The 19,602-nt window shown below is 62.2% G+C and carries 18 protein-coding genes; 12 read left to right on the top strand and 6 right to left on the bottom strand.

All coding sequences use genetic code 11. From position 1 onward, the window contains the following. The 10 genes from L598_RS11695 to L598_RS11650 form a co-directional block, all read left to right on the top strand. On the top strand, window positions 1–165 hold a 165-nt coding region (locus tag L598_RS11695), incomplete at its 5' end, for an integrase core domain-containing protein (RefSeq protein WP_144862701.1). A 174-nt stretch (window positions 166–339) separates the two neighbouring features. Continuing rightward, complete coding sequence (locus L598_RS11690; protein WP_144862700.1) at window positions 340–750, top strand: lysozyme inhibitor LprI family protein; 411 nt, start codon at window positions 340–342, stop codon at window positions 748–750. A 459-nt stretch (window positions 751–1,209) separates the two neighbouring features. After that, window positions 1,210–2,853, top strand: a complete 1,644-nt coding sequence (locus tag L598_RS11685) for an ABC transporter substrate-binding protein (protein WP_144862699.1) — start codon at window positions 1,210–1,212, stop codon at window positions 2,851–2,853. 23 nt (window positions 2,854–2,876) lie between these two features. Continuing rightward, complete coding sequence (locus tag L598_RS11680) at window positions 2,877–3,866, top strand: ABC transporter ATP-binding protein (RefSeq protein WP_144862698.1); 990 nt, start codon at window positions 2,877–2,879, stop codon at window positions 3,864–3,866. Next, complete coding sequence (locus L598_RS11675) at window positions 3,863–4,861, top strand: oligopeptide/dipeptide ABC transporter ATP-binding protein (protein ID WP_144862697.1); 999 nt, start codon at window positions 3,863–3,865, stop codon at window positions 4,859–4,861. The genes L598_RS11680 and L598_RS11675 overlap by 4 nt, the downstream gene beginning before the upstream one ends. Next, complete coding sequence (locus L598_RS11670) at window positions 4,861–5,787, top strand: ABC transporter permease (protein WP_144862696.1); 927 nt, start codon at window positions 4,861–4,863, stop codon at window positions 5,785–5,787. Before L598_RS11675 ends, L598_RS11670 begins: the two co-directional genes overlap by 1 nt. Beyond that, a complete protein-coding gene (locus tag L598_RS11665; RefSeq protein ID WP_144862695.1) occupies window positions 5,784–6,656 on the top strand; it encodes an ABC transporter permease in 873 nt (290 codons plus the stop codon). Before L598_RS11670 ends, L598_RS11665 begins: the two co-directional genes overlap by 4 nt. Before the next feature lie 30 nt (window positions 6,657–6,686). Further along, window positions 6,687–7,616 carry a sugar phosphate isomerase/epimerase gene (locus L598_RS11660; RefSeq protein ID WP_144862694.1) on the top strand — a complete coding sequence of 310 codons (930 nt, stop codon included), beginning with the start codon at window positions 6,687–6,689 and terminating at the stop codon, window positions 7,614–7,616. Window positions 7,617–7,974: 358 nt separating this feature from the next. Continuing rightward, complete coding sequence (locus L598_RS11655; protein ID WP_144862693.1) at window positions 7,975–8,433, top strand: (2Fe-2S)-binding protein; 459 nt, start codon at window positions 7,975–7,977, stop codon at window positions 8,431–8,433. A gap of 3 nt (window positions 8,434–8,436) precedes the next feature. Further along, window positions 8,437–10,635 (top strand): xanthine dehydrogenase family protein molybdopterin-binding subunit, encoded by a 2,199-nt coding sequence (locus L598_RS11650; RefSeq protein ID WP_144862692.1) that lies wholly within the window; start codon window positions 8,437–8,439, stop codon window positions 10,633–10,635. Between the two features lie 80 nt (window positions 10,636–10,715). Here the strand turns inward: L598_RS11650 and L598_RS11645 are convergent, their stop codons facing one another. Then, entirely contained in the window at window positions 10,716–11,882 is a 1,167-nt protein-coding gene (locus L598_RS11645) for a mandelate racemase/muconate lactonizing enzyme family protein (RefSeq protein WP_144862691.1), read from the bottom strand. A 13-nt stretch (window positions 11,883–11,895) separates the two neighbouring features. After that, entirely contained in the window at window positions 11,896–12,858 is a 963-nt protein-coding gene (locus L598_RS11640; protein WP_144862690.1) for a LysR family transcriptional regulator, read from the bottom strand. Between the two features lie 122 nt (window positions 12,859–12,980). Here L598_RS11640 and L598_RS11635 point away from each other — a divergent pair, with 122 nt between their 5' ends. Both L598_RS11635 and L598_RS11630 read left to right on the top strand, forming a co-directional pair. Continuing rightward, a complete protein-coding gene (locus L598_RS11635; RefSeq protein WP_144862689.1) occupies window positions 12,981–13,688 on the top strand; it encodes an HAD-IA family hydrolase in 708 nt (235 codons plus the stop codon). 25 nt (window positions 13,689–13,713) lie between these two features. Continuing rightward, window positions 13,714–15,009, top strand: coding sequence for an FAD-binding oxidoreductase (locus tag L598_RS11630; protein ID WP_144862688.1), 1,296 nt, complete (start codon window positions 13,714–13,716; stop codon window positions 15,007–15,009). Between the two features lie 20 nt (window positions 15,010–15,029). Here L598_RS11630 and L598_RS11625 read toward each other — a convergent pair whose 3' ends face one another. The 4 genes from L598_RS11625 to L598_RS11610 all read right to left on the bottom strand — a co-directional run bounded on the left by L598_RS11625 (window position 15,030) and on the right by L598_RS11610 (window position 19,570). Continuing rightward, entirely contained in the window at window positions 15,030–17,075 is a 2,046-nt protein-coding gene (locus L598_RS11625; protein WP_144862687.1) for an NADH:flavin oxidoreductase, read from the bottom strand. A gap of 137 nt (window positions 17,076–17,212) precedes the next feature. Then, window positions 17,213–17,941 (bottom strand): amino acid ABC transporter ATP-binding protein, encoded by a 729-nt coding sequence (locus L598_RS11620; protein WP_144862686.1) that lies wholly within the window; start codon window positions 17,939–17,941, stop codon window positions 17,213–17,215. A gap of 46 nt (window positions 17,942–17,987) precedes the next feature. Next, window positions 17,988–18,827: an amino acid ABC transporter permease gene (locus L598_RS11615; protein ID WP_144862685.1), complete on the bottom strand. Its 840-nt coding sequence runs from the start codon at window positions 18,825–18,827 to the stop codon at window positions 17,988–17,990. Further along, a complete protein-coding gene (locus tag L598_RS11610) occupies window positions 18,824–19,570 on the bottom strand; it encodes an amino acid ABC transporter permease (protein WP_144862684.1) in 747 nt (248 codons plus the stop codon). Before L598_RS11610 ends, L598_RS11615 begins: the two co-directional genes overlap by 4 nt. Between the last annotated feature and the right edge of the window lie 32 nt (window positions 19,571–19,602).

Raw genomic sequence — 19,602 nt, 5'->3', positions numbered from 1 at the left:
GAAATGCTGAATGGAGAAGTCTTCTACAGCCTCCGCGAGGCACAAATACTGATCGAGCAATGGAGGAAGCACTACAACACGAAACGACCACACAGCGCATTGGGCTAYCSCCCGCCAGCCCCGGAAACCATCCTTCCGATGGACCAAAGACCGGCGATGCACTAACTTTTAAAATGGACCACTCAAGTGGGGCTGATCACCGGCCAGGGTCACGACCTGTTGATCTGGTCGAAATGGTGCGAGGCCGGGTGAACAGGATTACCGTTGTGCCGGCATGCGGATAAGTTCCCGGCAAGGGCCAAGCCACTCAAGAGCTTGCCGGGACCGAAAGGCACGAAGATGAGAATGGCCATACTGATTGCTATCGTGATTGCGACCATGCCGGCTTTCGCCTTTGCCCAGGACAATTGCTACGACAAGGCTCAGGATCAGGCCGCTCTGAACAAATGTGCTGACGCTGCGTTCAAGAAGTCCGACGAGAAGCTCAATGAGCTTTACAGGCAGATCGAAATCCGCCTGCGGGACGATGCGGATACCAAGAAGCTTCTTGTTCAGGCACAGCGGGATTGGGTCAGGTTCCGCGATGCGGAATGCGATTTCCGGACTGCCCAGGCGGCCGGAGGAAGCATGATGCCGATGCTCGTTGCACAATGCATGACCCACCTGACACAATCCCGCATCCAGGACCTCGAAGGCTATCTGAATTGCGAGGAAGGGGACATGGGCTGCCCCGTTCCGTCCGCCAACTGACACATCCCGCCGATATGCTGGAAAGAGCTGTCGTTCATCTCGGCTTTGCCGTGATTGATGGCTTCCGGCAGAGTGGTGAATCCCTGATCGGGCTCTTCTGTTACTCTCGGATATAGATCGTACAGCGCGAACCATCGGCGCGGACGGCCGAAATTCGCGCCAAGCATCTCCCCCATGCCTCTGCATGATTAGCCGGCATTCGCGGCGAAGGCTGCCCTTGGTCAAAAGAGCGCCCGTCCACGCTATTCACAGTACCGTCAAATAGCTGTCATCCGGGATTCATCGGGCTGTCATCCGCCTGTCCTATTACCGCTCTCAGCCCGATGCGAGACGCACTGCCTCGTTCGAAGCGACTTGTCCTTTTTTGTTCATGGCGACGCGGTGCAGTTCGTTCGCCCGCGTTGTACTTCCCGGCGGCCCGCGCCCGCATCCGATTTATCAGTTCTGGAGAGATCTACGATGGTTCAACTGACGCGCCGATCCGTGCTTGGAGCGGCAGCCGGTACAGCCGGCTCTTTCATCTTGCCCCGTTTCGCCATTGCGCAGGCGGACAATCGTCCCTCCATCACGATCGCGGTGCAGAAGATTTCGAACACGAACACGCTCGACGTCATGCGCGAGCAGTCCAATGTCGGCGAGCGCATTTTCTTCTCCTCGCTTTGGGAAGGTCTGATCGGCCGGAACTGGCTTGGCCAGCTTGATTCCGTTCCCCTGCTCGCCACCGAATGGAAACGTGTGGACGACAAGACCGTCGAGCTGAAGCTGCGCGAGGGCGTGAAATTCCATAATGGCGACGAACTGACCGCCGAGGATGTCGCCTTTACCTTCGGCCGCGAACGCATGTTCGGCGATACGGAGCCGGTGGCAGGGAAGACGATCTACACCACCGAGCAGAATATCACCGGCCGCGCCGACAAGGAACTTCCCATCGAGGTTCCAGCCGTGGCGCGCCGTTCCTGGCCCGCCCTGCTCGGCGTCGAGGTGGTCGACAAATACACCGTCCGCTTCGTCAACGGTACGCCGGACGTCACGATCGAGGGACGCATTTCGCGCTATGGCAGTGAAATCACGAGCCGGCGCGGCTGGGCTGAAGCCAAGAGCTATGTCGACTGGTCCCGTGGCCCGGTGACCACCGGTCCCTACAAGGTCGTCGAATTCAAGCCGGACAACTATCTTCTTCTCGCCGCCCATGACGAATATTGGGGTGGCCGTCCGCCGCTCAAGGAGATTCGCTTCGTCGAAGTGCCCGAAGTCGCCTCCCGCATCAACGGCCTGCTTTCGGGTGAATACCAGTTCGCCTGCGATGTCCCGCCGGACCAGATTGCCGGCATCGAGAGCAACGAGGCCTTCGAGGTCCAGGGCGGCACCGTCCTCAATCACCGCCTGACGGTATTCGACAAGAATCACGAGCAGCTTCAGAACCCGCTCGTGCGCCGGGCCTTCACCCATGCGATCGACCGCCAGGCGATCGTGGATTCGCTGTGGGCCGGCCGCACGCGCGTGCCTGCCGGTCTGCAGTGGGAATATTACGGCGACATGTTCATCAAGGACTGGTCGGTTCCCGAATACAATCCCGAACTGGCCCGCGACCTTCTCAAGCAGGCTGGCTACAAGGGCGATCCGATACCCTATCGTCTTCTCAACAACTACTACACCAACCAGACCGCAACCGGTCAGATCCTGGCCGAAATGTGGAATCAGGTCGGCCTGAACGTGCAGATCGAAATGAAGGAGAACTGGCAGCAGATTCTCGAGAAGACTCCGGGACGCGCCGTTCGCGACTGGTCGAACTCCGCGCCCTTCAATGACCCTGTCTCCTCCATCGTCGCCCAGCACGGTCCGAATGGCCAGCAGCAACAGGTCGGCGAGTGGACGAATGAAGAGGCGAACCGCCTGTCGGTCGAGCTTGAGACAAGCACCGACCGCGCCCGCCGCCGCGAGGCGTTCAAGCGGATGCTCGAAATCTGCGAGCGCGAGGATCCGGCCTACACCGTCCTGCATCAGAACGCGGTCTTCACCGCCAAGCCGAAGTCGATCAAATGGAAGGCGGCGTCCGCCTTTGCGATGGACTTCCGCCCCGGCAACTGGGGTGGAATGAACTGAGGCAGCGTACCGGGAGAAGGCACATGTCGCTGGTGGAAATCACCGGACTGACGGTTGCATTTGACGGTGTGCGTGTCCTTCACGGCATCGATCTGACGATCGGGAAAGGCGAGGCCGTAGGCCTTGTAGGGGAATCGGGCTGCGGGAAGTCGGTCACCTGGCTTGCCGCGCTCGGCCTCTTGCCCCAGAAAGCCCGAATCGGCGGCCGCGTCATGATGGAGGGAGCAGACCTTCTGACCATGCCGCGGTCCGAAATCGAGAAAGTGCGCGGCGCACGGATCGCCATGATCTTCCAGGATCCGTCCAGTGCGCTCAATCCCATCATCCGCGTCGGCCGGCAAATCGAGGAGGCGATCGCTCTCCATCGCGGTCTCACCGGGGCCTCCGTACGCGCAGAGGCCAAGCGCCTTCTGGATCTCGTCGGCATTCCCGACGCCTCCCGCAGGCTCGACAACTATCCGCACGAATTTTCCGGCGGGCAGAACCAACGCGTAATGATCGCGATGGCCCTGGCCGGCAACCCGGATCTCCTGGTCGCTGACGAGCCGACAACTGCACTGGACGCCACGATCCAGGCGCAGATACTCGATCTCATTGTCAGGCTGCGCAACGAAACAGGACTGGCACTGGTCTTCATCAGCCATGATCTCGGCGCGGTCTCGCAGGTCTGCGAGAGAGCCTGCGTGATGTATGCCGGCCGCATCATCGAAAGCGGCCCGACAGCGGAACTCTTCAGGCAGCCGCGTCATCCCTACACCAATGGCCTGTTCGAGGCATTGCCGCGCCTCGACGGGCCACGGCGCCGGTTCGTTCCCATCGAGGGAACCGTCCCGGATCCGCGCCATATGCCGGCCGGCTGCGCATTTTCACCCAGATGCAGGTCGGCCCGGGAAAACTGCCATCACACACAGCCGGCATTGGCCACCCTGTCAGGAACCCGGCAAATCGCCTGCCTGCATCCGTTATCGGACTCTCCGGCCTCGGAACGGCAGCGGGATTTCGCAGTCGCATGAGCGCGGACATCATCACCGCTCAGGGTCTGGTCAAGGACTATGCCTCACGGCGCGGCATGTTTGCGCCGCCGACGACAGTGCGTGCCGTGGACGGCGTCTCCCTGTCCGTCGAGCGGGCAAGCACACTTGGTATTGTCGGCGAATCCGGTTCAGGCAAATCGACCACCGGTCGCCTGCTGCTTGGCATCGAGCCGTCATCGAAAGGCAGCATCTCGTTTGACGGGCGCCCCATACCGGCCGCAGGGACTTCTGAATGGCGACGCCTGCGCGCACGGATGCAACTCATCTATCAGGACCCCCTGGCCGCCCTGGACCGGCGCCTGACGATCGCCGATCAGGTGCGCGAGCCGCTTGATGTGCACAACATCGGAGATGCTGCCGAGCGCCGCGAGCGGGTGCATGAATTGCTCGCCGCCGTGGGCCTCAGGCCGGATCATGGCAGAAGTTACCCTCATGAACTGTCGGGCGGCCAGCGCCAGCGCGCCGTTCTGGCCCGGGCCCTGGCCTCACGCCCGGAATTTCTCGTCTGCGATGAACCCGTTTCGGCGCTGGACGTCTCGATACAGGCGCAGGTCGTCAATCTCCTGACTGACCTCCAGGAGCGATTCAGCATCGCCATGCTGTTCATCAGCCACGACCTGAAAGTCGTTCGGAATATCAGCGACCGCGTAGCGGTGATGTATCTGGGCCGCATCGTCGAGGAAGGTTCTTCCGAGGACATTTTCCGCGAGCCGCTTCATCCATATACGCAGGCGCTCGTGTCGAGCGTCCCCCAGCCGGGAACGCCGCTGAAGGAACGCATCATCCTTCAGGGAGAGCCCCCGAATCCGGCAAACCGCCCGTCCGGCTGCGCCTTCCATCCGCGCTGCAGATTTGCAACGGCACGCTGCCGGAGCGAGACGCCTGCACTCAAGCAGACGACAGACGATCGCTCGGTGGCCTGCCATCTGGTGGCGGTCTCCACCGCACAGCCCTCCCTCGAAGGAGTCGTGTGATGCTCCGCTTTCTGGCACTGCGCGTTGCACGGGCATGCATCACCGTGGCCCTGGTCGTCACATTCGCATTCATCGTTCTGCGCCTGTCCGGCGACCCTGCATTGATCATACTGAGCCCGGACTCTCCCCCCGAGGCGATCGCCGCCTTCCGCAAATCGTGGGGACTGGATGATCCCATCTGGCAGCAATATCTGCGCTATTTCCTGGCGATCATCAGGGGCGATCTCGGTGTGTCGATGCGCGATGGCCAGTCTGCCATCATGCTTGTCGCCGAACGCATTCCGGCAACGCTGCAGCTCACGATTCCCGCACTGCTGATCAAGATCGGGCTCGGCATTCCGGCCGGCATCTATGCAGCGCTCCACCGCAACAGTGCGATCGACCGCATCGTGATGATCGGCGCGATTGTGGGCTTCACCATGCCAAGCTTCGTGCTCGGATTGCTGCTTGTCCTCATCTTCGCCGTGATCCTCGGCTGGTTTCCTTCCGGCGGCCAGGATACATGGATGCATGCCATCCTGCCGGTGCTGACTCTTGGCGTGGGAGGTGCGGCGATCCTCGCGCGCTTCACGCGCAGCGCCATGCTGGAAGTTCTTGGCCAGCCCTATATCCGGACCGCCAGCGCCAAGGGCGTGCCGTGGGCGCGGGTCGTGCGCGGCCACGCCTTCCCCAATGCCTCGATCCCCGTGGTCACTATTGTCGGCTTCATGGTGGGCTCGCTCTTCGCGGGCGCAGTGGTGGTCGAATCCCTGTTTGCCTGGCCCGGCGTGGGCCGCCTGCTCGTTTCTTCCGTGGCCAACCGGGATCTGGCCGTCGTTCAGTGCATCCTGCTCCTGGTCTCGATCACCATGGTCGTTTCGAACCTTACCGTTGATATTCTTTACGGTTATCTCGACCCGCGGCTGCGGACAGGGGGGCATACATGACGGACGCCACGCTTCCCGCCGAGAAGGCGGTTCGCTCCCGGGAAGATGGAAGCGGCGGCAAGGGCATTCCCGTCTCCGTCTATATTGCCATCTTCTGGCTCGTGGCGATGGTTGGCATCGCTATTTTCGCGGATGTGATCCGGCCCTACGGCATCACCTCCATGGATCTCGGCAACAGGCTTGCCCGGATCGGCAACCCCGCGCACTTGCTCGGCACCGACGAACTCGGCAGGGATGTTCTTTCGCGGCTGATCGAATCGATCCGCGTCTCGCTCCTGATCGCTTTCGGCGCGTCGTTGATTTCAGCGTTCTTCGGGACTCTGCTGGGCTTCCTGGCCGCCCATTTCCGCGGATTCGTCGAACAACTGGTGCTCATGCTGGCGGACTTTCAGGCGGCTTTGCCGTTCCTGATCCTTTCTCTGGCGGTCCTCGCCTTCTTCGGCAATTCGCTTCTGTTGCTGGTGTGCCTCATGGGCTTCTATGGCTGGGAGCGCTATGCCCGCATAGCGCGCGGCCTGGCGATTTCTGCCAGCGCGCAGGGCTATGCAGCGGCGGTGGCGCAGATCGGAGCGAGCCCCGCACGCATCTATCTCAAGCATATATTACCGAACATCGCCTCGACCCTGATCGTCTCCATGACGCTTGTCTTTCCCGAGATCATTCTCCTGGAAAGCAGCCTCTCCTTCCTCGGGCTCGGCGTACAGCCACCGATGACAAGCCTCGGCAATATGGTCGGCTATGGCCGCGAATACCTGACCAACGCCCCATGGATCATGCTCGCGCCGGCCTTCGTCATCATGTTCACCACGCTGGCGGTCAGCGTAGTGGGCGACTGGCTGCGCGACCGGCTCGACCCGACGCTGACCTGACACGATACCAAACTCAGAAAGGACCACGACATGCTCCCCAATGGCGCCGCAGGAACCGGCATCTCCGCCCACAAGCGGAAGGACGATCTCAGCGATTTCGCCGAGGAACTCGACATGATCCAGGAACTCGGCGTCGAAGCGATCGAACTGCCGACCTACGACATGGACATCGTCGTCGGCGGGAAAATCCGCCGTCCGCAACTCGAGGCGCTGAAGAGGGCCTGTACCGGGCGTAACGTGATCTATTCGGTCCACGGACCGCTCGCCATCAATTTCATGGATGAAGCCTACCGCCTGCCGCGCCATATGGAGGTGCTGGCCGCCTCGCTTGAAGTGGCGGCGGAGGTCGGCGCCGAGAATTACGTTATCCATTCCGGTCTGATCCCCGTTCAGCAGGGTGACGGCATCGAGGCAGCCTATGACCGGCAGCGCGAATGGCTTTCGAAGGCCGGGGATGTCGCAAAGCAGCTGAATCTCTTCCTTTGCGTCGAAACCCTGTTCGGTGGCTACAAGGGTGCGGTCCATGCCTCGTCCCCGACGCGGCTCGCCGCCGAGCTTGCCGCCATCGCGCATCCGAACGTGGTAGCAACGCTGGATTTCAGCCATGCCTATCAGAAGCTCGACTTCGACGGCCGCCGCGACGATTTCGTCCAGGAGGTCAAGGCGCTGGCTCCGTACTCACGCCATCTGCATGTCCATGACAGCTTCGGCCGGCAGGACGACATCTGGATGTTCACGGACGGCGAGCGCGTCGCCTACGGCCATGGCGACTTGCACCTGCCGGTCGGCTGGGGCGATATTCCCTGGGACACGCTGATGGCCGAATGCGAGTTTCCCGAAGGCGTTCTCTTCAATATCGAACTCAAGCCGCGCTACTGGTATGCCGCCCAGGAAACGGTGGACGCGACCAAGGAGCTCGCCGCCAAGGCTCGCATCCTTCGGAAAGCTGCCGCCGCCTGAGCGGTGCCCCTTCGGGGAATCCTATTGTTTCTGCCGATGGGACCGGCCTTCGGTTCCGTTGGAGCGAAAGCCACCCATCGGTACTGCACACCTGGCCTCGGCACTCGCAAGCCCCTGAAGAGCTTGTTTTGAGGCGAGATGAACTCAGACGGGATCATCTCGCCCCAAAGAACGGCGCTGCTGCTAAAAGCGCTCTCATCATCGCCGCTCCACTTCACGATCTCGCGATTTGCCGTCTATCCGGTTGTTGCCCAGGCGAGGCGCCCCTAATCTGCGTCTGCTGCGTTCGACAAAGACTCCGGCACCCCGCCGGAGGAGGCGCAACGCTATAGCCAGCTCAAGACAAGGAGAGCAAGCCATGGTCGCTTTCACCCTCAATGGCGAAGCGCGAACGCTCGATGTCGATCCGGAGATGCCGCTGCTCTGGGCGCTCCGCGACGTCATCGGGCTTACCGGAACGAAGTTCGGCTGCGGGCTCGCCCAATGCGGCGCCTGCACCGTTCATGTGGACGGCATTGCGACGCGCTCGTGCCAGACCGCAATAGGCGACATCGAAGGCGCCTCTGTGACCACGATCGAGGGCGTTTCCGGCAAGGTCGGAGAAACGGTGCAGGCCGTATGGGCGGATTTGGACGTTCCCCAGTGCGGCTATTGCCAGTCGGGACAGATCATGTCGGCCGTGGCCCTTCTGACGGAGACGCCGAAGCCAACGGACGAAGACATCGATGCGGCCATGAGCGGCAATCTGTGCCGCTGCGCAACCTATCATCGCATCCGCGCGGCTATCCACGAGGCCGCCCACCAGCTGGAGATCTGAGCCATGCTGCTATTTCGTTTCAAGGAAAGCACCTTGCAGCCCACGCGGCGCCAGTTTCTCCTCGGCACGGCCGCCACGGCCGCGGGCCTCGTAGTCGGCTATACCATGCTTCCGATGGCTCCGGCGCATGCCCAGTCGGACCAGAAGGACGCCGCCAACCCGTTCCAGGCCTATGTCGAGATCACACCGGACAACCGGATATTGGTCCATTCATCGCAATTCGAAATGGGCCAGGGCTCCTATTTCGGCATCGCCACCCTGGTCATGGAGGAGCTCGACGGTGATTGGGCGCAGGTCGATGTGATCGGCGCCTCCGGCAATACCGCCCTTTACGGCAACCTCGCCTGGGGCGGCGCCATGCAGGGAACCGGCGGCTCCACCTCCATGACCTCCTCCTGGGAGCGCTACCGCAAGGCGGGTGCGGCGGCCCGCGCGATGCTGATAGCCGCGGCCGCCAGGACGTGGGACGTGCCGGAAGCCGAGATCACCGTGGCCAAGGGCGTCGTTTCGCATCCATCCGGCCAAAGCGCTGCCTTCGGCGATCTCGCCGAGGCCGCGGCAGGAATGCCGGTGCCCGGGGACGTGCCGCTGAAGCCACGCGACGAGTGGACCCAGATCGGCTCGGACTCGTTGAAGCGTTACGATTCGTCCGGCAAGACGAACGGTACGCAGGCCTACACGATCGACCTCAAGATGGACGGGCTCAGCACTGCCGTGATGATCCATCCGCCGAAATTCGGCGCCGAGGTGGCAAGCTTCGACGCCGACAAGGCGAAGGCGCTCGACGGGATTGTGGACGTCGTCCAGACGCCCCGCGGCATTGCCGTGATCGGCAAGGACATGTGGACCGCGCTCAAGGGCCGCGACCTTGTGGAAGTGACATGGAACGAGGACAAGGCTGAAAAGCGCGGCTCGGCCGAGATCATGGCCGAGTACAACAGGATTGCCGACGGACCGGCTGCCGCCACGGCGCGCAATGACGGAGATGCCGCCGGCGCGCTCGCCAATGCGGAAAAAATAATCGAGGGCCATTACGAGTTTCCCTATCTCGCTCACGCCTCCATAGAACCGCTCAATGCGGCCGCCCGCATCAACGAGGACGGCACGATCGATGTCTGGGGCGGACACCAGATGCCCGATCTCTATCAGATGGTCGCCGCCGAGGTCGGCGGCACGACGCCGGACAAGGTCAGGCTGCATGTGATGAAGACCGGCGGCAGCTTCGGCCGCCGCGCGGTTTCGGATGCCGACCTCATTGTCGAAGCCGTGGCGGCGGCGCGCGCGCTCGGCCCCGGCAAGCCGGTAAAGGTGCAATGGACCCGCGAGAACGACATGCGCGGCGGGCGCTACCGTCCCGCCTATGTGCATGCGGTGAAGGCCGGCCTCGACAAGGATGGCAATATCGTCGGCCTGTATGACCACATCGTAGGCCAGTCGATCATGGCAGGCTCCGCCATGGCCGCGATGATCAAGGACGGCATCGACCCGACTTCCGTGGAAGGTGCGGCGAACCTGCCTTACGCGATCCCGAACCTGAAAGTCGATCTGACGACGACGGATGTGAAGATCCCTGTTCTGTGGTGGCGTTCGGTGGGCTCTACCCACACGGCCTATGTCATGGAAACCTTGATCGACGAACTGGCGGCAGCCGCAAACCGTGATCCGGTCGAGTTCCGCCTTTCAATGCTCGGCGACCATCCGCGTCACGCGGGGGTCCTGCGGCTGGCGGCCGAGAAGGCCGGCTGGGGAACGCCCCTGCCTGAAGGCCGTTTCCGCGGCGTGGCCCTGCATGAAAGCTTCTCGACCTATGTCGCCGAGGTGGTCGAGATCACCTATAATGGCGACAACGACTTCAAGGTCGATCGGGTCGTATGCGCCGTGGATTGCGGCACCGCGATCAACCCCGATCAGATCCGCGCCCAGATGGAAGGCGGCATAGGCTTTGGTCTCGGCGCTATCCTGCAGGAGGAGCTCACCCTCACGGAAGGGGTCGTGGACCAGGAGAACTACGATACCTACACGCCGCTTCGGATCGACCAGATGCCGCAAGTCGAGGTCCATATCGTGCCGTCGCAGGAACCGCCCACGGGCGTCGGTGAGCCGGGCGTTCCGCCGATCGGCCCGGCCGTCGCCAATGCGCTACGCGCTGCGACCGGCAAGACGGTCCGGAAGCTGCCAATCACCACGAATCTGTCAGCCTGATCAGCAGACATCACACGAGACGGCCGCGATCCTCATCGCGGCCGTCTCTTTTTTGGGTGCAGACGCTGCTGAAGCAGCATTCAAAGCTCGGTTGCAGCATATAGGCTGTCTTGCAGAGCTTCTTTTCTGAGCATCACTCCGAAGCCGGGACTATCACGGATAGGTATGACGCCGTTCTTCACGGTAGGCTCGATCGGATCTTCGAGAATTTCCCTGTGACCGGGAATGCGGTCCCAATAAGGGAAATGCTCCTGGATATAGAAGTTTGGAATCGAGGCGCTGAAATGCATGCCGACTGCCGTAGACAATGCGCTGGCGCAGATATGCGGCTGCACCTTGAGGCTGTAGGCTTCCGCCATGGCCGCGATCTTGCAGGCCTCCAGAAGGCCGCCGGTATTGCTGATATCCGGTTGAAGAATGTCAACGGCGCGCGTTTCCAGAATGTCGCGGAAGCCATACCGGGTATAGACGCGCTCGCCAACGGCCACCCTCTGGGAGACGGCGCTGGCGACCTTTACAAGCGACCCGATGTCACCCGGATCGGCCGGTTCCTCGATATAGGTTATGTCGTACTTCTCGACCGCATGGCAAAACCGTATCGTGTCGTCTGGAGTGGTCCCGGCGGACAGATCGAGCATCAGTTCGATATCCGGTCCCGCTGCTTGACGAACTGCAGCAACGCGCGCGACGGCCCGTCGTAGAAGCTCCGGCTCGCTTGCGGCGCGCAGCGCTGGATGACGCAACCGGCCATCCGGCATGATGGTGGCAAAAGGATAGAATTTCAGGGCTTTATACCCATCAGCCACGGCGGCTTCCGCGGCCCTCGGCAAATCGCCATCGGACATGCAGCCAAAATACCAGCCGTTTGCGTAAGTGCGCAGACCGTCGCGCATCCGGCCGCCAAGCAGCTCATAGACGGGAACCCCGAGTGCGCGGGCCTTGATATCGATCAGCGCTTGCTCAATGGCGCTCATCGCTGAAAAGAGGACAGGACCGCCGCCTTTCGTCCAGAAGCTGTGATCGTAGATTTCCGTCCACAGGCGCTCCACCCGGAAGGGGTCGCAGCCATCCACAAGGTAACGCTCGATCATCTCCTTGAGCATACCGGCGGCGGCCAATCCGCCGAGCCCGTAGGCCAGACCCGCCTCGCCCAGTCCGATCACGCCCTCATCGGTCACCAGCTCGAGCAGTATCGGGCGGATGCCACCACTCTCGACGACATAGACATTGGCAGTCTTCAATCTCATGGGCATCCTCGTTTCAGATCGGCGCGTTTGCTTGAGGTGGAGGTTCAGGCATGCCGAGTTCCGGATACAATGCCGCGATGCGCTCCATATCGGCAGCGAATTCCGCCGCGATCCAATCGCAGATCTCGACAATGACCGGCAGCTCCGGATTGCGTGCCGTAACCAGTTCGCATGTCCGGCCTGTCTTCATGATCGACCCGACGGGCACCAGATCGCCGCGCGCCAGCAGGTGTGAGACGACGTTCAGCCAGCCGAGCGCGACCCCCTGCCCGAGCAGCGCCGCCTGGACCACGACGGTGTAATCTGAAAACTGCAGGCCTCCGGCCTTCCCATCGGGCGTGTCGTCAGAGAAAAGTCCGGACCAGTCAGGCTCCGCATTGCTGAGATTGATTATGCGGTCGACGGCGGGCATGAAGGCCCCGGCCGGCGCTTCCGCGCCGCGGAAATGCGGAGCGCGGATCGGCACCAGCAGTTCCGGCATGAGCGGTCGCGCCACATGGCGCACGCCGCTGCCGTGGTCGAAGCGCATGGCGATATCGACGCCGTTGACGGATCCGCCGAGCGGTCCGCTGATCAACTGAAAGCGGATATCGACCTTCGGGAATCGTTCCTGGAAGTCGGCAAGCCGTGGCATGAACCAATGGGTCGCGAAGGCCGAGGAAGCCGACAATACGACAGTCTGGACGCCGGAGCGCCGCGCCTGCTGCACCCTCAGCAATGTCTTTTCGATCTCGTCGAAACTGGCCGAAATTCCGGAGAAGAGTGCGCTTCCTTCCTCCGTCAGGACGGCGCCGGCGCTCGTGCGATGGAACAGGGCGACACCGAGGTGCGCCTCCAGCCGTCCGATCGTCCGGCTGACGGCCGGACCGGTAACGCAGAGCTCGTTCGCAGCGCGTGCAAAGGTGCCGCAGCGCACCGCCGCCTCGAAGGTGACGAGCGCGTTGAGCGAGGGAAGCAGGTGGCGAAGCCGTGCCATTACAAAATGTAACCTCCCAGGTTACCATTTGTGGAATTGCGGCGGTCCGCTGGCTCCTGTTCATTGAGCCGAAGCTTCCGCGGTTCGGGAGCCGGATCAATGAAAGACAAGAGGCAGACCGGATGTCCTTCAAGCAGTTCAAGGTTCTGACATTCGACGTGGTCGGAACGCTCATCGATTTCGAGAAAGGTATTCTCGACGCGTTCCGTTCGATCGGCGGAAAGGCTGCCGAGGGACTGAGCGATGATGATCTCTTCGCCCCCTATCTCGATGGGCGCGTCGAGCATCCCGGCCGTTCCAGCCAGGTCATGGCGGATGTCTATCTCCATGTGGCGCGCAAGCTGAGCCTGCCCGCCGACGAAGGTTCTGCCGACGCCTTCCAGCTCGCCGTGCTGCGCTGGCCGGCATTCGAGGATTCCGCCGAGGCGCTTAAAAGGCTGCGCCGGCATTTTCGCCTCGTGGCGATGACGAATGCTGACCGCGTCGCCTTCAGCGCCTACGCGCACCGGCTGGGCAACCCCTTTCATGACGCCGTCACGATGGATGACGCCAAATGTGCCAAGCCCGATCCGCGCTTCTTCTCGCATAATCTCGGGCGGCAATCCGCCTTCGGCTATCGCCAGGAAGACATATTGCACGTTGCGCAGAGCCAGTACCATGATATCGGCGTCGCTCGCGCTCTCGGTTACAAAGTCTGCTGGATCGAGCGGCGGATGCACCAGGAGGGCTATGGCGGCACGCCGCATCCCGGCGAGGTGACGAAGCCGGATTACCATTTTGCCACGCTCGCCGAGTTCGCCGACGCGGTGGAAGCGGAATTCGGCGCCTGACGGGCATGCAGCGGGCCATGGCACGATGAACGCGACCGAGCATCCGCGTTCGCTCTGGCGGGAAACAGCCCCGCTGACGCCGGCTCCAGTCGTGCTCACCAAGGCGGTCAAGGCCGATATCGCCATCATTGGCGGCGGGTATACCGGTCTTAACGCCGCCTTGCGCGCCATCGAACGTGGCCTGCATCCGGTTGTTCTGGAAGCGGTCGAGATCGGCTGGGGCGCTTCCGGCCGCAATGGCGGCGTGGTCTCTACGAAATTCCGCGTCTCCCTAAGCGACATCGCCAAACACCACGGTCTTGAAACCGCCCGGCGCATGCACCGCATCGGCCATGATGCGATGGATTGCGTCGAACGGAATGTCGAAGGACTTGGCATTACGGATGCCGGCTTTGCCCGCACCGGCAACCTGCGCTGTGCCCATAACGATCTCGCCCAGGCGAGGCTCGTGGCAGAGGCAGAGACCGCGCGCGACATGTTTGGCGACACTAGCCTGACCATACTCGACGCCGATCAGGTGCGGGAGGAAACAGGCTCCGGTGATTTCGTCGGCGGCGTGCTGTCCACCCATGCCGGCGTCATCCACCCGCTGAACTATGCGCGCGCGCTTGCCGCCGCGGTGCGGGCGGGCGGCGGCGAAATCTTCGAACATTCGGCGGTTCTGGCGCGCAAGGGAAACGGCGACCGAACCGTCCTGACAACAGCGCAGGGCGAGGTCGCCGCCCGGCATGTCCTGATCGCCACCAACGGCTATTCTGACATCACCGCCGCCACGGCGCCGGTGCGCGGGACCGTCATTCCATTCCGCAGCGCCATGATCGCCACCGAACCGCTCGGTCCGAACCTTCGCGCCACCCTCATGCCGCATGGTCGCAGCTATAGCGAGACGCGGCGCATGATGCGCTGGTTCCGTCCTGCCGGCGACCGCATGCTGTTCGGCGGGCGCGGCGCCTTCGGTCGCGAGGATTCCGCTTCCGCCTTCCAGGAGCTCGAACGGGCGCTGAAGGAGATGTTCCCCCAGCTTGCCGGAACCGCGATCACCCATCGCTGGTCCGGGCTCGTGGCCATGACCATGGACAGCCTTCCGCAGGTCGGCATGCTCGACGAGCGGACCGGCTTCGCGCTCGGCTACAACGGCGCCGGCGTTGCCATGTCGAGCCTCATGGGCCGCCGCGCCGTCGATCTGATACAGGGAGACAAGCCTGATCTCGGCCTGATGGAACGGGACGGGCCGAAGCCCATCCCTTTTTACTTTCTGCGCGAGCCGGCGGTCCGCTTCGTGGCGGGCTGGTATCAGTTCCTCGACCGCATCGGCCGCTGACGCCGCCGGCAGGCGCATTGTCAGAGCGCGCTGCATATCCGCAAGGCATCCAGCACGGCGGCGTGGATATTCCGGCTCGAGACGGCATCGCCGATGCGGTGCAGTTCGAAGCCGTCCTCCCGCAGGCGCGGCTGCGGCGCCGCTTTCACCATCGCGTCGAGGTCGGTCACGCCGTCATTTGCCGACTGCCCACGCAGTTCGAAATAGACCTCGTCCATCGGGATGCTCCCCTGCTCCACGATGACCTGATCCACGAGAACGCTTGTCACCTCGCGCGAGATCTCGTTCAGGAAGCTCGCTTCGAGCCGGTTGTCCTTGCGACGGACGGCGAAAAGCCGGCTCTCGAAGACCGGCTTCACGTCGAGCTGCAGGAAGCGTTTCTTCCAGCGCAGCCGCTCCGCATAGGTCAGTTCTTCCGAAAGCTGGGCGTCAATGGACACATAGGTCACCTCGGCGCCCGCCTCGCGCGCCTGTTCAGCAGCAAGCGGGCCGGGATGCCGGCCGGTTCCGTCATAGATCAGAACCTCGCCATGCAGCGGAACCTGCCCCGTCAGCACGTCCCAGGTGTTGAGGCACAATTCCGCCCCCTCCTGAAGGTCGATATTCGGCAGGCCGCCCGTGGCGAGGATGACGACATCCGGCTCCAGGGCGGCGATGTCGGCGCTTTCCATATAGCTGTTGGTGTGCACCGAAACGCCGAGGCGCTGCAGTTCGGCCTCGCGCCATTCGACAATGCCCATGAGATCACGCCGCCAGGAGCCGGTCGCGCCGATGCGGATCTGTCCGCCAAGGTCGCTGCCCGCCTCGTAGAGCGAGACGGCATGGCCGCGTTCCGCGCTGACGCGCGCTGCTTCCAGGCCGGCCGGACCGCCGCCGACGACGACCACCTTGCGCGCGCCTCCTTCGGCCTTCTCGATGACATGGCGCAGCGTCAGTTCGCGGCCCGTCGCGGCATTGTGAAGGCAGGAGGGCCGGTAAGGCGACTGGCAATGCGTTGCCCCGACGCAAGGGCGTATCTCGGTTTCGCGTCCGCCGGCGAGCTTCTCCACCAGATGCGGATCGGCGATCTGCGCCCGCGTCATGCCCGCCATGTCCAGCATGCCTTCCGCCACCGCAAAGCGGGCGGATGCCACGTCGGCAATGCGCGCGGCATGAAAGACCGGCAGTCCGACCTCGTGCCGGAAAGCGCCGACCGGCTTGACCCAGGGCGCCAGCGGCGAGCCCATGCCCGGCATGTTCTCTTCGGCCAGTGCGCGGGTCGTATCCATCGTTCCGTAAATGGCGTTGAAGAAGTCGATCGCGCCGGCCTGTTTGAGTATCAAGGCCGCCTTCACGCATTCCTCGAAGCCCAATCCGCCGTCCGGGCCTTCATCCACCACGAAGCGCATGCCGACTAAGAAATCATCCCCGACCGCGTTGCGGATGGCTTCATGCACCATGAGACCGAAACGCAGGCGGCTTTCCAGCGAGCCGCCGAAACGATCAGTTCTGCGGTTGGTCACCGGCGACAGGAACTGACCGATCAGATGGCCGCCCGCCAGCGTCTCGATCCCGTCGAGGCCACCCTCCTTGCAGCGCAGGGCAGCTTGCGCATAAGCCTTCACAACGCGGTCGATGTCGTGATCATCCATCTCCTTCGGGATGCTGCGATGAAGGGTTTCGCGCACCGGCGAGGGGCCGATGGTGGAAAGCCGGTCGCCCGCGTAGGGATCGCCGCGGCGGCCGAGATGCGTGATCTGGCACATCAGGGCCGCACCTTGCGCATGCATGCGCGTGCTGAACTGCTGGAGATGCGGGATGATGGCATCCGTGCCGACATTGAGCTGGCGGAAGATGTTGGGCGAATCGCGATCCACATTGGACGAGCCGCCGAACATGGAAAGCGCCAGCCCGCCCCGCGCCTTCTCCTCGTGATAGCGCTGATATGCCTCTTCCGGCATGCCGCCGACTTCCAGCCCGCAGGCATGGCTGGTGCTCATGATGCGGTTGCGCAATGTCAGTTTCTTGATGGTCAATGGCTGCAGCAGCGGATCTTTGGTAATGGTCCTGGCTTCCGGCCCGTTCATTTCATTCTCCTGCCGAATTTTGGCCAAGCACGATCGTCCGCGTAGATGGGTCCGTCTGCGCGCCGCCGTCGCCGGCCTGTCTGGTTCAACTTTCTTGGCCGATAGCTCGAAAGCTTCGGGCCGAAACTCCTTCGATCCTAAAGAACCTGGCTAAGGAACTGCCTCGTTCTCGGGTCATTTGCTTTGGTGAAGAACTGATCCGGCGGACCGTGCTCCACGATCACGCCTCGATCGGTGAAATAGACATGGTCCGCGACCTCCCGTGCAAAGCCCATCTCATGCGTGACGAGGATGCATGTCATGCCCTCGGCCGCGAGTTCCCTGATCGTCAGCAGAACCTCCTTCACCGTCTCGGGGTCGAGTGCGGCGGTCACCTCGTCGAACAACATGATATCCGGCCGCATGGCGAGGCTGCGAGCGATGGCGACACGCTGCTGCTGACCGCCCGACAATTCACCCGGATAAGCATCCTCCTTGCCTTGAAGACGGACCTTGGCGATCAGCGCGCGGGCCCTTTCCTCGACCTCCCTCTTCGGCTCCCTTAGCACCAGAACCGGCGCCATCATGACGTTCTGTAGGGCCGTCTTGTGCGGGAAGAGATTGTACTGCTGAAAGACGATGCCGACCTTTTTGCGCAGGGACAGCAGATCGAGCTTCGGGTCGTTCACTTCCTGCCCTTCGACCTTGATCGAGCCCTTTTGGATATTGTTGAGACCGTTGATGCAGCGGATCAGCGTCGACTTGCCGGAGCCCGACGGGCCGATGATGCAGACCACCTCACCCTTGCGAACGTCGAAACTGATGCCTTTCAACACCTCGACGGCGCCAAAGGATTTGTGCACGTCCCGCAGCGATATGATCGGCATGTCGGGCGCCCAGTTCGGTTGCGGGTTCGCGCCACGGGCGTTCGAATTAGTTTGCAACGGCATATTTTCGCTCAAGCTTCCGCGTCCAGATTGCGATCGGGTAGATGTAGGCGAAGAACAGGCACAGCAGGAAAAGATAGAATGGAATGAGAAATTCCGGCCGCGCGCCTGACGCCTCCATGGCGGCCTGGGTATTGCTTACTGCCTCACGCACGCCGAGGATCGAGGCCATAGGCGTCGCCAGCGCCAGCAGCGCATACCAGTTCATCCATGGCGGGATGGCGCGCCTGACGCATTGAGGCAAGATGATCCAGCGCAATGTCTGCCCTCGCGTGAAGGCGAGGCTTTCGGCAGACTCCCACTGCCCCTTCGGGATGGAATTGATGGCACCGCGCAGGATCTCGCTGATATTGGCCATCACCGGCAGCGAAAAGGCGAATGTTGCCTTGATCCAGTCCGGTAGCATGACTCTCTCTCCGCCGGGCAGATACATCTCGAACGGCACCAGGAACATGACCATGAACAGGATCACCAGCCACGGCGAATTTCGGAACAGATGCGTAACGAACCAGGCAGGCCACCGCAGAAGCGGCAGTTTGCTGATTTGCAACAGTCCCAGTCCGATCCCAAGAACAGTCGCGGCGGCCATTGCGATGAAGCTCATCAGGAGATTGAGACCGAAGCCTTTGAGGATGAAAGGCAGCCACAGGATCAGCGTGCTGATGGCCGACGGCACCTGCTGCCCGGGTTCTGATTGCGCATAGGCGAAGACAAGCGAGCCGAAAAAGGCCAGTCCCAGCCAAAGGCCATGCCGCCAGTGGACATGTGAACAGAAGCTGCCTCCGCCAAAGCGGCGGGCTTCGATGCGAAACGCCATGCCGCTCATTGGCCGTATCCAGGCAGGGCTAGCCTGCGCTCCAGAAAATGAAGCCCGGCAGCCAGTAGCGACACCACGAGCACGTAGAAGAGAAACAGAATCAGCATCATCTCCGGAACGTTCACATTGTCCGACCACACCTGGTTGAGCGTGTAGGTCATCTCCGGGACGGAAATGACATAGGCAAGCGACGTCGTCTTGGCGAGGCTGACGAGATTGTTGGTAAGCGCGGGAAGGCTGATGCGGAATGCCAATGGCAGCGTGACATGCATGTATGTCTGCCATTTGGTCATGCACAGGCTCTCAGCAGCTTCCTTCGTCGATTCCGGCACGGCCTCCAGGCCGGCGCGAAAGATTTCGACATTGAAGGCGCCACCGAAAATGCCCAGCGAAATGATCGCCCACATGAAGGACGAAATCAGCGGCTGATAGTAGCCTCCCATGTCGACTTGTGGCGTGAATGTGCCGAGAGCGAAGTAGAAGAAGAGGAGTTGGATCATCGGCGGGGTATTGCGGAATGCCTGGATATAGGCATCCATCAGGCCACGCAGCACGGGAGACCGGGCGCTCTGCGCCCAGGCTCCCAATATGCCGATCACCAGCGACAGGACGATCGACCAGAGTATCAGTTGCAGCGATATGCTGATGCCGGACAGGAACCGCTCATATTCGTAGCTGTCGTAGAAAACGATGAAGTTCAGGCCTGTGCGATTATAGAGATCCTGGAAGAATGGCGCGATCAACTGGAACATGTCAGCTCTGGCAACCGGTCATTGATCAACGT

This window comes from Mesorhizobium sp. J18, assembly GCF_007829525.1.
In the GTDB taxonomy this organism is placed as follows: Bacteria; Pseudomonadota; Alphaproteobacteria; order Rhizobiales; family Rhizobiaceae; genus VLJP01.
The sequence above is the reverse complement of the archived record's forward strand: the minus strand, read 5'-3'. Positions and strand labels throughout refer to the sequence as shown.

Coding starts and splice junctions, on each gene's coding strand:
- L598_RS11690 (WP_144862700.1), top strand. CDS start 340: ATGAGAATGGCCATACTGATTGCTATCGTGATTGCGACCATGCCGGCT.
- L598_RS11685 (WP_144862699.1), top strand. CDS start 1,210: ATGGTTCAACTGACGCGCCGATCCGTGCTTGGAGCGGCAGCCGGTACA.
- L598_RS11680 (WP_144862698.1), top strand. CDS start 2,877: ATGTCGCTGGTGGAAATCACCGGACTGACGGTTGCATTTGACGGTGTG.
- L598_RS11675 (WP_144862697.1), top strand. CDS start 3,863: ATGAGCGCGGACATCATCACCGCTCAGGGTCTGGTCAAGGACTATGCC.
- L598_RS11670 (WP_144862696.1), top strand. CDS start 4,861: ATGCTCCGCTTTCTGGCACTGCGCGTTGCACGGGCATGCATCACCGTG.
- L598_RS11665 (WP_144862695.1), top strand. CDS start 5,784: ATGACGGACGCCACGCTTCCCGCCGAGAAGGCGGTTCGCTCCCGGGAA.
- L598_RS11660 (WP_144862694.1), top strand. CDS start 6,687: ATGCTCCCCAATGGCGCCGCAGGAACCGGCATCTCCGCCCACAAGCGG.
- L598_RS11655 (WP_144862693.1), top strand. CDS start 7,975: ATGGTCGCTTTCACCCTCAATGGCGAAGCGCGAACGCTCGATGTCGAT.
- L598_RS11650 (WP_144862692.1), top strand. CDS start 8,437: ATGCTGCTATTTCGTTTCAAGGAAAGCACCTTGCAGCCCACGCGGCGC.
- L598_RS11645 (WP_144862691.1), bottom strand. CDS start 11,882: ATGAGATTGAAGACTGCCAATGTCTATGTCGTCGAGAGTGGTGGCATC.
- L598_RS11640 (WP_144862690.1), bottom strand. CDS start 12,858: ATGGCACGGCTTCGCCACCTGCTTCCCTCGCTCAACGCGCTCGTCACC.
- L598_RS11635 (WP_144862689.1), top strand. CDS start 12,981: ATGTCCTTCAAGCAGTTCAAGGTTCTGACATTCGACGTGGTCGGAACG.
- L598_RS11630 (WP_144862688.1), top strand. CDS start 13,714: ATGAACGCGACCGAGCATCCGCGTTCGCTCTGGCGGGAAACAGCCCCG.
- L598_RS11625 (WP_144862687.1), bottom strand. CDS start 17,075: ATGAACGGGCCGGAAGCCAGGACCATTACCAAAGATCCGCTGCTGCAG.
- L598_RS11620 (WP_144862686.1), bottom strand. CDS start 17,941: ATGCCGATCATATCGCTGCGGGACGTGCACAAATCCTTTGGCGCCGTC.
- L598_RS11615 (WP_144862685.1), bottom strand. CDS start 18,827: ATGAGCGGCATGGCGTTTCGCATCGAAGCCCGCCGCTTTGGCGGAGGC.
- L598_RS11610 (WP_144862684.1), bottom strand. CDS start 19,570: ATGTTCCAGTTGATCGCGCCATTCTTCCAGGATCTCTATAATCGCACA.